Annotated in this window: 6 protein-coding genes, 2 tRNA genes, 3 rRNA genes and 1 pseudogene; 4 read left to right on the top strand and 8 right to left on the bottom strand. The window is 48.1% G+C overall.

What is annotated here, in order from left to right; translation table 11 throughout:
• Window positions 1-23: 23 nt before the first annotated feature.
• Window positions 24-401: a VOC family protein gene (locus tag GKO28_RS14745; protein WP_182076823.1), complete on the bottom strand. Its 378-nt coding sequence runs from the start codon at window positions 399-401 to the stop codon at window positions 24-26.
• A gap of 36 nt (window positions 402-437) precedes the next feature.
• A complete protein-coding gene (locus GKO28_RS14740; protein WP_203564187.1) occupies window positions 438-2,168 on the bottom strand; it encodes an extracellular solute-binding protein in 1,731 nt (576 codons plus the stop codon).
• Window positions 2,169-2,321: 153 nt separating this feature from the next.
• Between GKO28_RS14740 and tsaB the strand changes: the two genes are divergently transcribed.
• From tsaB to GKO28_RS14720, 4 genes are all read left to right on the top strand, one after another.
• On the top strand, window positions 2,322-3,002 hold the full coding sequence (gene tsaB, locus GKO28_RS14735; RefSeq protein ID WP_182076822.1) for a tRNA (adenosine(37)-N6)-threonylcarbamoyltransferase complex dimerization subunit type 1 TsaB: 681 nt from the start codon (window positions 2,322-2,324) through the stop codon (window positions 3,000-3,002).
• Window positions 3,002-3,445 (top strand): ribosomal protein S18-alanine N-acetyltransferase, encoded by a 444-nt coding sequence (rimI, locus tag GKO28_RS14730; RefSeq protein WP_182076820.1) that lies wholly within the window; start codon window positions 3,002-3,004, stop codon window positions 3,443-3,445. Before tsaB ends, rimI begins: the two co-directional genes overlap by 1 nt.
• Window positions 3,442-4,308: a uracil-DNA glycosylase gene (locus GKO28_RS14725; protein WP_182076819.1), complete on the top strand. Its 867-nt coding sequence runs from the start codon at window positions 3,442-3,444 to the stop codon at window positions 4,306-4,308. The genes rimI and GKO28_RS14725 overlap by 4 nt, the downstream gene beginning before the upstream one ends.
• Window positions 4,309-4,443: 135 nt before the next feature.
• Window positions 4,444-5,481, top strand: coding sequence for a YeiH family protein (locus GKO28_RS14720; protein ID WP_182076817.1), 1,038 nt, complete (start codon window positions 4,444-4,446; stop codon window positions 5,479-5,481).
• A gap of 59 nt (window positions 5,482-5,540) precedes the next feature.
• Here the strand turns inward: GKO28_RS14720 and rrf are convergent.
• The 6 genes and pseudogenes from rrf to GKO28_RS22975 form a co-directional block, all read right to left on the bottom strand.
• Window positions 5,541-5,655 (bottom strand): 5S ribosomal RNA (rrf, locus tag GKO28_RS14715).
• 233 nt (window positions 5,656-5,888) lie between these two features.
• Window positions 5,889-8,781, bottom strand: a 23S ribosomal RNA gene (locus GKO28_RS14710).
• A gap of 362 nt (window positions 8,782-9,143) precedes the next feature.
• Window positions 9,144-9,219: transfer RNA gene (locus GKO28_RS14705), tRNA-Ala, on the bottom strand.
• A gap of 7 nt (window positions 9,220-9,226) precedes the next feature.
• Window positions 9,227-9,303: transfer RNA gene (locus tag GKO28_RS14700), tRNA-Ile, on the bottom strand.
• 128 nt (window positions 9,304-9,431) lie between these two features.
• Window positions 9,432-10,965 (bottom strand): 16S ribosomal RNA (locus tag GKO28_RS14695).
• Together the 16S, 23S and 5S rRNA genes with 2 tRNA genes alongside form the textbook arrangement of a ribosomal RNA operon.
• Window positions 10,966-11,381: 416 nt before the next feature.
• Window positions 11,382-12,209 (bottom strand): annotated as a pseudogene (locus tag GKO28_RS22975) (PA4780 family RIO1-like protein kinase); the annotation flags it as partial.
• Between the last annotated feature and the right edge of the window lie 225 nt (window positions 12,210-12,434).

The raw sequence follows: 12,434 nt of genomic DNA, 5'->3' as shown, positions 1-12,434 counted from the left end.
GCCTTTAACTCATTCAATACACATCAAAGCGGCGTATTGATCACTGCTTCAATCCGATAACCATCAGGATCAATCAAAAATGCGGCGTAATAATACGCGCCATATTGAGGCCGTAATCCAGCAGCGCCATTACAGAGACCGCCAACTTTAAGCGCGGCATGATAAAACTGGTCCACAGCATTTCGCGACGGCGCAGCAAATGCCAAATGAAATCCACCACTAGGCGGCACGGCATCGGGACGAAGCTTGATACAAAAAAGATCTTTGCCATCGATCAAACCATAACCTATTGCGGAATCATCTTCGAAAACGCGACGAAAGCCCAAGGCAGACAGCGCTGCATCATAAAATAGTCCAGATAAGTTTAAATCCTTAACGCCAAAAGAAAGATGATGCAGCATGCATTAAAACCTTACTCATCGAAAAACCAATTAAGCCTACGGCGACTTCTGCCACCACGTCGCCAACATCCAATCCCCCGCCTGATAATACAGCGGCATCGTTTTGGGCATCGCAAAACGGTCACGCCATGCGGCGCGGTGGGTGGCGCTATACCAATGCGGAATAATGTAATGCCCTGCGAGTAAGGCGCGATCAAGAGCGTGGACGGCGGTAATTTGCTGTTGGCGATTTGGGGCCTGCAACACATGCTCAATCAAGCGATCAATCGCCGGGCTTTTTAAGCCAATCACATTGCTGCTACCCTTGGTGTCGGCAGCTTGACTACCGTAATAATCGAGAAGCTCTTGGCCTGGGCTTTGTACATTCGGAAAGCGCAACACCACCATATCAAAGTCAAAATCATCCAGTCGGCGTTGGTATAAAGCAAAATCAATATCGCGCTGTTTAACAACAATACCCAGCTTGGCTAAATTGCGCGCCAGCGGCGGAAATACCCGCCCCATGGGGCCGCCATCATCTAACAGCTCAAATTCAAAAGGCTCGCCACGCGCATTACGCAAAGCGCCATCGCGGTATTGCCAACCCGCTTGTTTTAATAATTCGCGCGCTTGCCTGAGGTTTTGTCGTAATGAATTGGGCGGATCGGTATTGGGTGGTGCCGCGAGCGTAGTCAACGTTGCGGCGGGCAATTGCGATTGCAGTGGTTTTAATAGTTGTAATTCTTGCGCGGTCGGCGCGCCGCTGGCGGCAAGTTCGCTATTGGCATAAAAGCTATTGAGACGTTGATACTGGCGGTAAAACAATTGGCGATTTAACCATTCAAAATCAAGTGCTAAGCCCAAGGCTTGCCGCACGCGAAGATCGGCAAACAGCGGGCGGCGCAGGTTCATCACATAGCCTTGCATGCCACTGCTATTGTGGTGGCGCAATTCGCTTTTTTTAATTTCTCCTGAGCGAAACTTAGGCCCTTGATATTGCCGAGCCCAATTTCGCGCGCCATATTCGGTGATGAAATCAAATTCACCGGCTTTAAATGCCTCAAGTTTGGCGGTTTCATCTTGGTAATAGCGATAGGTAATTTGATCAAAATTATATTGCCCACGCCGAGTTGGCTGATTGTTGCCCCAGTAATCACTACGCCGTTGATAACGGATCGATTGGCCGAGCTTGTAGTCTTTAATCTGGTACGGGCCACTGCTAATCGGCGGTTCTAGGGCAATTTTATCCAACGTTTTGCCGGCGCCCCATTGCTGAGAAAACACCGGCAGCGTGCCGACGATTTGTGGCAATTCGCGATTGGCGGTTTTAAAGCGATACACAATGGTTTGCGAATCAAGCACATCAACGCCCGCCACGTCGCGCAATTGCGATGCATATTGCGGCGCGGCCAAGCGACTATTGAGAACGGTAAAACTGTGTTTGACATCAGCAGCCGTCACCTTTTGCCCGTTATTAAACCGCGCCGCAGGGTTTAAAACGAACGTCACCGATAAGCCATCCTTGGCCACTTTGATCTCTTTGGCCAATAGCCCATACATGGTGGCGGTTTCATCCCAACTCATCACCCCTAGCGACTCAAACATGAGCGCCCCTACGCCCGCTGCCGATGTACCTTTAATAATAAAAGGATTAAATGAATCAAAACTATTGCGCCGATCCGGATTGGGTAAAATAATCGCGCCGCCTTTTGGTGCTGCGGAATTCACATAATCAAACGCAGTAAAAGCCAGCGGCATATTTTGGCGCATCGCCAAGCGAAATTGCATGCTCAGCGTAAGCTGGCAGCAGATATAAAGACAGTAGTAGCAGTAGGTAAGATTTCATTTGTCCATGATAAGCCAGACTCGGTCAATCGGCAGCAATCGCCACGCAGTTGGCGTGTTAGAATCACACTTCATTCTTTGTAACTTGCGTCTACCATGCCTTTTTTAGCGATTGAAACCTCATCCGAACATTTGTCCTTTGCCATTAATACCCCAAGTGGGATCGTGTCACGCGAATGGCTAGTTGGACAAAAACAAAGTGAAGTCACGCTACCGTATTTACAGACTTTTTTGAATGAATGTGGTCTAACCATGCGCGATATCGAAGGCATTGCCTATCCAAGTGGACCCGGTTCATTTACTGGCTTACGCATTGGTTGTGGCATTACCCAAGGCTTGGCATTTGCTCGAAATATACCTGTAGTCGGTATATCGACCTTGCTGGCGATTGCTGAGGCTTCTGGCGCTATACGGGTAGTGAGTTGTCTAGATGCCCGCATGAACCAAGTTTATTTTTCTGCCTTTGAAAAACGCAACGGCCAATGGACGACTCTCATTGCAGCCTTGGTGTGCAATCCAGAAGACGTGCCCATGCCTGATGGTGATGGTTATACTGGGGTCGGCAATGGTTTTAGCGTGTATCAAGCCCCGCTCGACGCGCGTTTAGGTGCAAAAATCGATACCGTTCGTAGCGAGTTTTTCCCCCATGCCGCGCAATTACTGACACTTGCTTTGCCTACTTTTGCGGCCGGCCAAGGCCGGCCGGCTGATGAAGCTGAGCTGGTTTATTTACGTGACAAAGTGGCGCTTAAAACCCATGAACGGGTGCAGAAATAATGCTTAAACGGCTGACTGAAGCCGATCTTTCCGCCGTGCTTGCTATAGATACCGCAACCAATCCTCATCCTTGGACTGCGGCGCAATGGCTCGACTCGCTCAATCATCATCAATGCGATGGATTGTGGCTGCAGGATGAATTAATCGGTTTTAGCGTTTGCATGGTGACTTTGGACGAGGCTGAATTGCTACTCATTGCCATTGCGCCACAATGGCAACGTCAACATTGGGCAAGCCAGCTACTCACGGCACTCAAAGCCCAATTATTACGCAATGGCATCGTGGTACTATTTTTAGAAGTTAGGGAGTCCAATCAAGCAGCGCGGGCGCTATACGTAAAGCACGACTTCACGCCATCAGGCCGACGCAAAGGGTATTACCCTACAAGCGAAGGTAGAGAAGATGCACTGCTCTATACCCTGCATTTGGAGGACAAGGCATGAATCGCCGCGCACTCATCCTTAATGAGCTAGGCCTTAATCCGCAATGGATTCGCCACGCTGTTTTACAAACGCTGAGCACTCAGGCGCAAACGGCGCCAGCAGAATTAAGCCCAATTGAAGTTGTCGCACCCGCCCACCTCACCGAAGCGCCGCAAGCAGCACAGGCCAAGCCAGTCGTGCTCCAACAGGAGCGCAAATCGAACAAAGCTGCAGCAGCGCATCGTTTGTTACAACAAAACCGTGAGGCGGCCGACCCCAACAACAAGACCTTATCGAGCGAAGAAATACGCCACATCGATGCGCGTAGCGAACGAATTGCCGAGCTGAGCTGGGAAGAACTACGTGTTGAAATTGCGGGGTGCACAGCTTGCCCACGCAGTCAGCAACGCCAGCAAGCGGTTTTTGCGACGGGTGGCATCGAAGCGAAATTATTGATTGTCAGCGATGCGCCCAATAAAGCTGAAGAACAACATAATTTAGCCATCTTTGGCCCTTCACAACGCATGCTCAATCAAATGCTAGTGAGTTTAGGCGAAGAGCAACTCCAAAATACACTCATCACGAACGCTGTTAAATGCCATGGTTCACGCAATCCCAATACCCAAGAAATCAAAGCCTGCGCGCCTTTATTGCAGCGTCAAATTGCATTACTTAAACCCACCGCCATTCTCGCAATTGGCCAATTTGCCGCCGAAGCGGTACTCAATACCTCGGCCCCGATTCGCGAATTACGTCTGCTAAATCAGCAATGCCAAAACATTCCGACCATCGTGACCTATCATCCCAGCTATTTACAAAGAAACGTTCACGACAAAGCCAAAACATGGCAGGACTTATTGCGTCTTAAGCATACTTTTCAATAGCCGCCAAATCAAAAACGCCAGCTTGCTGGCGTTTTTTTTATCTTCGCATTATCGGAGAGATCTGCAATCTTCTTAAATTTAAAATTTGCTTTATTTCTATACTAAAAAGCACGCAAATTTACAGAGAGATTTGAAATGAGCCACGTTGATAAAAAAAATCTGCTTCTTGGCCTATTGCTAACAGGGTGTATTGCCATTGCATCCATTGCTTTAGGTGATACTCATTTAATGCAGCAATGGGGCTTTTCGGCCTTATTACTCGCAATTGTATTTGGAATTGTATTAGGCAATAGCATTTTTCCTCGCTTTGCATCTCATTGCGGTGATGGCGTGCAGTTTGCTAAAAGTGATTTATTACGCTGGGGAATTATTCTGTATGGTTTTAGAATTACATTCCAACAAATCGCCGATGTTGGCGCAATTGGCATTTTGGTTGATTCCCTCGTTTTAACAAGCACCTTTTTACTGGCCTACGCGATCGGCACTCGATGGCTTCATTTAGATCAGCACACAAGTATCTTAATTGGTGCAGGAAGTGCAATCTGCGGCGCAGCAGCAGTACTTGCAACTGAACCTATCCTGAAAGCTCAATCATCAAAAGTCGCTGTGGCTGTTTCTACCGTGGTGATCTTTGGCACAATCACCATTTTTTTATATCCGAGTTTATTTTATCTTAATCAAAAAATAGGGCCGATTTTATCAGCAAATGATTTTGGCGTATTTACGGGTGCAACAATTCATGAAGTGGCTCAAGTCGTGGCTGCCAGCAAAGAAATGGGAGATGGTATTGCAGCCACAGCAATGATCACTAAAATGATACGCGTTATGATGCTGGCACCATTTTTAGTTATTCTTTCAATGTGGCTCACCAAAACACATGGTGCACACCATGCCGAACAAGGAAAAATAACCATTCCATGGTTTGCGCTTATTTTTATTCTTATCGCTGGCTTCAATTCATTGGATTTACTTTCAAAGAGCATCCTTGAGATATTGCTGACCTTAGACACGATTTTATTAGCAATGGCAATGGCGGCACTCGGTCTGCATACGCATGTAAGTGCAATTCGCCAGGCAGGATTAAAACCGATGCTACTTGCCGGCTTGTTATTTTTATATCTTCTATTCGGCGGCGCATTTATTACGATACTTGCACGAATAATATTATCTTAATTAAATTTCACGCGCAGCAAAAAGCCCGACTCTTTCGAATCGGGCTTCTCTATAGGGAAGTCTGGCAATGACCTACTTTCACACGGGCAATCCGCACTATCATCGGCGCTGAGGTGTTTCACTGTCCTGTTCGGGATGGGAAGGAGTGGGGACCACCTCGCTATGGTCGCCAGACATTAAACTGTCTGGTGCAACTCTTTCGAGCTACACGAGAGTTATCGCATTCAGCCGCTATCTTTTCAGACCGCAACCTACAACGCTAACTCGTAAAATCAATAGAAGAAGTAATTATACTACACTTTCCAACCACACTGTTTCAGTATTTATCTTCGTATTCATGCACTTACGTACATTCCTACGTATTTGGGTCGATTATATCCATCGTCGCACTACGCGCTTCAGGTTATAGGATCAAGCCTCACGAGCAATTAGTATTGGTTAGCTTAACGCATTACTGCGCTTCCACACCCAACCTATCAACGTCCTGGTCTCGAACGACTCTTTAGAGGATTTAAAACCCTAGGGAAATCTCATCTTGAGGCAAGTTTCGCGCTTAGATGCTTTCAGCGCTTATCTCTTCCCGACTTAGCTACCCGGCAATGCCACTGGCGTGACAACCGGTACACCAGAGGTCAGTCCACTCCGGTCCTCTCGTACTAGGAGCAGCCCCTCTCAAATTTCCAACGCCCACTGCAGATAGGGACCAAACTGTCTCACGACGTTTTGAACCCAGCTCACGTACCACTTTAAATGGCGAACAGCCATACCCTTGGGACCGGCTACAGCCCCAGGATGTGATGAGCCGACATCGAGGTGCCAAACTCCGCCGTCGATGTGAACTCTTGGGCGGAATCAGCCTGTTATCCCCGGAGTACCTTTTATCCGTTGAGCGATGGCCCTTCCATACAGAACCACCGGATCACTATGTCCTGCTTTCGCACCTGCTCGACTTGTCGGTCTCGCAGTTAAGCCGCCTTTTGCCATTACACTATCAGTACGATGTCCGACCGTACCTAGGCGACCTTCGAGCTCCTCCGTTACAATTTGGGAGGAGACCGCCCCAGTCAAACTGCCTACCATGCACGGTCCCCGATCCGGATAACGGACCAAGGTTAGAACCTCAAAGGGGTCAGGGTGGTATTTCAAGGACGGCTCCACTGAAACTAGCGTCTCAGCTTCAAAGCCTCCCACCTATCCTACACAAACCACTTCAAAGTCCAATGCAAAGCTACAGTAAAGGTTCACGGGGTCTTTCCGTCTAGCAGCGGGGAGATTGCATCTTCACAAACACTTCAACTTCGCTGAGTCTCGGGAGGAGACAGTAGGGCCATCGTTACGCCATTCGTGCGGGTCGGAACTTACCCGACAAGGAATTTCGCTACCTTAGGACCGTTATAGTTACGGCCGCCGTTTACTGGGGCTTCGATCAAGAGCTTGCACCCCATCAATTAACCTTCCAGCACCGGGCAGGCGTCACACCCTATACATCCACTTTCGTGTTGGCAGAGTGCTGTGTTTTTGATAAACAGTCGCAGCCCCCATTTCTCTGCGGCCTTATATAGCTCCAAACGCAAGGTTCTTCACCTATAAGGCACACCTTCTCCCGAAGTTACGGTGTTAATTTGCCGAGTTCCTTCTCCCGAGTTCTCTCAAGCACCTTAGAATACTCTTCCTACCCACCTGTGTCGGTTTGCGGTACGGTTCAATATAAGCTGAAGCTTAGTGGCTTTTCTTGGAAGCAGGGTATCAGTTACTTCATCACCTAAGTGAATCGTCATCATGCCTCAGCGTTAACAGCGTCCCGGATTTGCCTAAGACACCCGCCTACACACTTAAACCAACTATTCCAACAGTTGGCTAACCTAACCTTCTCCGTCCCCACATCGCACTTATATCAAGTACAGGAATATTAACCTGTTTCCCATCGACTACGCATTTCTGCCTCGCCTTAGGGGCCGACTCACCCTGCGCCGATGAACGTTGCGCAGGAAACCTTGGGTTTTCGGTGAGGGAGCTTTTCACTCCCTTTATCGCTACTCATGTCAGCATTCGCACTTCTGATACCTCCAGCATCCTTCTCAAGACACCTTCACAGGCTTACAGAACGCTCCTCTACCATATGCCATAAATGGTCATATCCGCGTCTTCGGTTATCAATTTGAGCCCCGTTACATCTTCCGCGCAGGACGACTCGACCAGTGAGCTATTACGCTTTCTTTAAATGATGGCTGCTTCTAAGCCAACATCCTGGCTGTCTGTGCCTTCCCACCTCGTTTTCCACTTAATTGATCATTTGGGACCTTAGACGGCGGTCTGGGTTGTTTCCCTCTTGACCCAGGACGTTAGCACCCCAGGTCTGTCTCCCATGCTCGCACTTGACGGTATTCAGAGTTTGCCATGGTTTGGTAAGTCGCGATGACCCCCTAGCCATAACAGTGCTTTACCCCCGTCAGTGATACATGAGGCACTACCTAAATAGTTTTCGAGGAGAACCAGCTATTTCCAAGTTTGTTTAGCCTTTCACCCCTATCCACAGCTCATCCCCTAACTTTGCAACGTTAGTGGGTTCGGACCTCCAGTGCGTGTTACCGCACCTTCATCCTGGCCATGGATAGATCACTTGGTTTCGGGTCTACGCCCAGCAACTATGCGCCCTATTCGGACTCGGTTTCCCTACGCCTCCCCTATTCGGTTAAGCTCGCTACTGAACGTAAGTCGCTGACCCATTATACAAAAGGTACGCAGTCACCCCATTTTTCAAGGGCTCCCACTGTTTGTATGCATCCGGTTTCAGGTTCTATTTCACTCCCCTCCCGGGGTTCTTTTCGCCTTTCCCTCACGGTACTGGTTCACTATCGGTCGATGATGAGTATTTAGCCTTGGAGGATGGTCCCCCCATCTTCAAACAGGATTTCTCGTGTCCCGCCCTACTTCTCGTACGCTTAGTACCACAATTGACTTTTCATATACGGGACTATCACCCACTATGGTTGGACTTTCCATTCCATTCTATTAAGTCTACTGCTATCACGTACAGGCTCTTCCCATTTCGCTCGCCACTACTTTGGGAATCTCGGTTGATTTCTTTTCCTCCGGTTACTTAGATGTTTCAGTTCACCGGGTTCGCTTCGCTAGACCTATGTATTCAGTCTAGGATGACCCAAAAGGGCCGGGTTTCCCCATTCGGAAATCGTGGGATCAAAGCACTTTGCCAGCTCCCCCACGCTTATCGCAGGCTATCACGTCCTTCGTCGCCTATCATCGCCAAGGCATCCACCAGATGCACTTATTCGCTTGATCCTATAACCTCAAACACGTAAAACGTATCTCAGATTAATGAAATCGTATTTGCGACTTGCAAGTGAGTTCTCATTTCACTTGCGGTTCAGTTCCACTGGCATGAGACCAGCACACAACTGAACAGATACAATCAACCCAATATTTTTACTTTGAAACTAAACTCAACAACAACTGCAAGCAGTTATTCTCAAATCAAATTCCATTACAATGTTTATTGGAATTAATTACTTCTTCTATTTTGTTAAAGAGCGATATTTAATTAATCATTAAATGAATAATCATTCTAATTTTAGAAACCAGAATAAAATACACTGCACACAACAACGTGCAATACATAGAATTCTATTTTCTACAGCAGACAATGGTGGAGGTTAACGGACTCGAACCGTTCACCCCCTGCTTGCAAAGCAGGTGCTCTACCAGATGAGCTAAACCCCCGTGATACTGGTGGGTCAGATAGGAATCGAACCTATGACCCCCGCGTTATCAACACGGTGCTCTAACCAACTGAGCTACTGACCCATATCGTCGTCAAACCAACTCAATGTCAAAGTATCTAATTGCTTAGTACTTCTTCATGTCGTCAAGCCGACATTCTTCAAATCTACAGCCGATGAGTGTGAGTACTTAATCTACCAATCTTTCTCTTGAAAGGAGGTGATCCAGCCGCAGGTTCCCCTACGGCTACCTTGTTACGACTTCACCCCAGTCATGAATCCTACCGTGGTAACCGGACTCCCGAAGGTTATCCTAGCTACTTCTGGTAAAACCCACTCCCATGGTGTGACGGGCGGTGTGTACAAGGCCCGGGAACGTATTCACCGCGACATGCTGATCCGCGATTACTAGCGATTCCGACTTCATGCACTCGAGTTGCAGAGTGCAATCCGGACTACGATCGGTTTTGTGAGATTAGCTCCCCCTCGCGGGTTGGCGACCCTCTGTACCGACCATTGTATGACGTGTGAAGCCCTGGTCATAAGGGCCATGAGGACTTGACGTCATCCCCACCTTCCTCCGGTTTGTCACCGGCAGTCCCATTAAAGTGCTCAACTGAATGTTAGCAACTAATGGCAAGGGTTGCGCTCGTTGCGGGACTTAACCCAACATCTCACGACACGAGCTGACGACAGCCATGCAGCACCTGTGTTACGGTTCCCGAAGGCACTCCTCTATCTCTAAAGGATTCCGTACATGTCAAGACCAGGTAAGGTTTTTCGCGTTGCATCGAATTAATCCACATCATCCACCGCTTGTGCGGGCCCCCGTCAATTCCTTTGAGTTTTAGTCTTGCGACCGTACTCCCCAGGCGGTCTACTTCACGCGTTAGCTGCGTTACTAAGCTCCGAAAAGCCCAACAACTAGTAGACATCGTTTAGGGCGTGGACTACCAGGGTATCTAATCCTGTTTGCTCCCCACGCTTTCGTCCATGAGTGTCAGTATTAGGCCAGGGGGTTGCCTTCGCCATCGGTGTTCCTCCACATCTCTACGCATTTCACTGCTACACGTGGAATTCCACCCCCCTCTCCCATACTCTAGCGAGACAGTCATAAACGCAATTCCTAGGTTGAGCCCAGGGATTTCACGTCTATCTTATCAAGCCACCTGCGGACGCTTTACGCCCAGTAATTCCGATTAACGCTTGGACCCTACGTATTACCGCGGCTGCTGGCACGTAGTTAGCCGGTCCTTATTCTTCGGGTACTGTCATCCCCAGTAGTTATTAACCACTAGGATTTCCTCCCCGACAAAAGCGCTTTACAACCCGAAGGCCTTCTTCACGCACGCGGCATTGCTGGATCAGGCTTTCGCCCATTGTCCAAGATTCCCCACTGCTGCCTCCCGTAGGAGTCTGGACCGTGTCTCAGTTCCAGTGTGGCGGATCGTCCTCTAAGACCCGCTACTGATCGTTGCCTTGGTAGGCCTTTACCCTACCAACTAGCTAATCAGCCATCGGCTGCTCCAATAACGTGAGGCCTTGCGGTCCCCCACTTTCCCCCTCAGGGCGTATGCGGTATTAGCACTCCTTTCGAAGCGTTATCCCCCATTACTGGGTACATTCCGATGTATTACTCACCCGTTCGCCACTCGTCAGCGGTGCAAGCACCCTGTTACCGTTCGACTTGCATGTGTAAAGCATGCCGCCAGCGTTCAATCTGAGCCAGGATCAAACTCTTTCGTTTAATCTAGCTGAATTTACATACTTGGCTTAGTACTCATTACTCAAAGAAACACTTGGTTAAAAACCAAGATTTCTTTTAAATCTTGAGTGTAAGCACTTGTTTGACTGGCAAACCAAGCACTCACACTCATCGGCTGTATTTTGTTAAAGATCAGTGGCTTAGACACCGAAACCAGCTGGAAAACCGCTTGTTTCGTTTGCTGTGTCAGCAGCAGAGAGGCCGAACTATACCCACCCACCTAAAGTCCGTCAACACCTAGTTGCAAAGAAAATCGAGGCAAGGCGATAAGCCATTGATTTATATAGAAACAGATTTAATTCAAAAAATGCAGTAAACGACAAAAAAAACAAGGGCGCTATCGCGCCCTGCCCCCTGAAACAATAAAACAAGTCTTCTTATGGCTGAAAATCGGGCAACTGGCGCTGTAAATGCTCTTCTTTCACATGCTCAACCTCTCGCAAAACACCGCGCACATCTACTTTACGATGATCTTGCTTAATTTTTCCTGTGAGTTGCACTTCGGGATGCAGTAAGCCACCCTCATACAACTTCCAAATTTCTTTACCATACTGTGAGTCATTCAATTCAGGCGCAAACTGCCCAAAATACTCAGCCAGATTATCCACATCGCGCTCTAACATTGCCGCCGCTTGATTATTGCCTGCAGCGTTCGACAGCCTGTGGCAAATCAATAATAACGGGACCATGCTCATCCACCAGAATATTGTATTCTGACAAATCGCCATGGATCACCCCAGCACACAGCATTAAAACCACCTGCTTAAGCAACTCGGAATGATAGGCACGAGCAAGTTCAGCACTCATCTCGACATCATTCAAACGAGGAGCTGCATTACCATCTTCACCCGTCACTAACTCCATCAACAACACACCTTCAAAACAGATATACGGTGTTGGGACACGTACACCAGCAGCCGCCAAGCGATAAAGATTATCGACTTCGGCATTTTGCCACTCTTCTTCTTGCATCTGTCGACCGTAACGAGAGCCTTTTTCCATCGCTCTAGCTTGGCGGCTATTTTTTTTACCTTACGGCCTTCTTGATAGGCGGCATTCTTTTTAAAGCTGCGATGGTTGGCGTCTTTATATACCTTGGCGCACCGAACTTCATCGCCACAACGCACGACATACACAGTGGCCTCTTTGCCACTCATTAATTGGCGCAAGACTTCGTCAACCAAACCATCTTCCACCAATGGTTCTAATCTCTTTGGTGTTTTCATTAAATTTGTCTACGTCCTATTTGAATTTTGACTCGACCAGTTAGTTACAAGTCATCAGTTAAACCACTACAATCGCTTCCCGCGAGATTCCACACGAATCAAACAAAACAAAGTCACTTGATCAAACCAAAGCAAAGTGGCTTTGTATTATTTCAATCCCGTTAAAAGCCTTAGTCTGAATCAATCAAAGTCTAAGTCTCGGGTTTTCCCTCATGGACAATACAC

This window comes from Deefgea sp. CFH1-16 (assembly GCF_016881365.1).
Lineage (GTDB): Bacteria > Pseudomonadota > Gammaproteobacteria > Burkholderiales > Chitinibacteraceae > Deefgea.
Note: the sequence above shows the minus strand (reverse complement) of the source record. Positions and strands in the feature narration are given on the sequence as shown.

Excerpts from the sequence above, each read along its gene's own strand:
- GKO28_RS14745 (WP_182076823.1), bottom strand. The coding sequence starts at position 401 with ATGCTGCATCATCTTTCTTTTGGCGTTAAGGATTTAAACTTATCTGGA.
- rimI (WP_182076820.1), top strand. The coding sequence starts at position 3,002 with ATGCTTAAACGGCTGACTGAAGCCGATCTTTCCGCCGTGCTTGCTATA.
- GKO28_RS14725 (WP_182076819.1), top strand. The coding sequence starts at position 3,442 with ATGAATCGCCGCGCACTCATCCTTAATGAGCTAGGCCTTAATCCGCAA.
- GKO28_RS14720 (WP_182076817.1), top strand. The coding sequence starts at position 4,444 with ATGAGCCACGTTGATAAAAAAAATCTGCTTCTTGGCCTATTGCTAACA.
- tsaB (WP_182076822.1), top strand. The coding sequence starts at position 2,322 with ATGCCTTTTTTAGCGATTGAAACCTCATCCGAACATTTGTCCTTTGCC.
- GKO28_RS14740 (WP_203564187.1), bottom strand. The coding sequence starts at position 2,168 with ATGCAATTTCGCTTGGCGATGCGCCAAAATATGCCGCTGGCTTTTACT.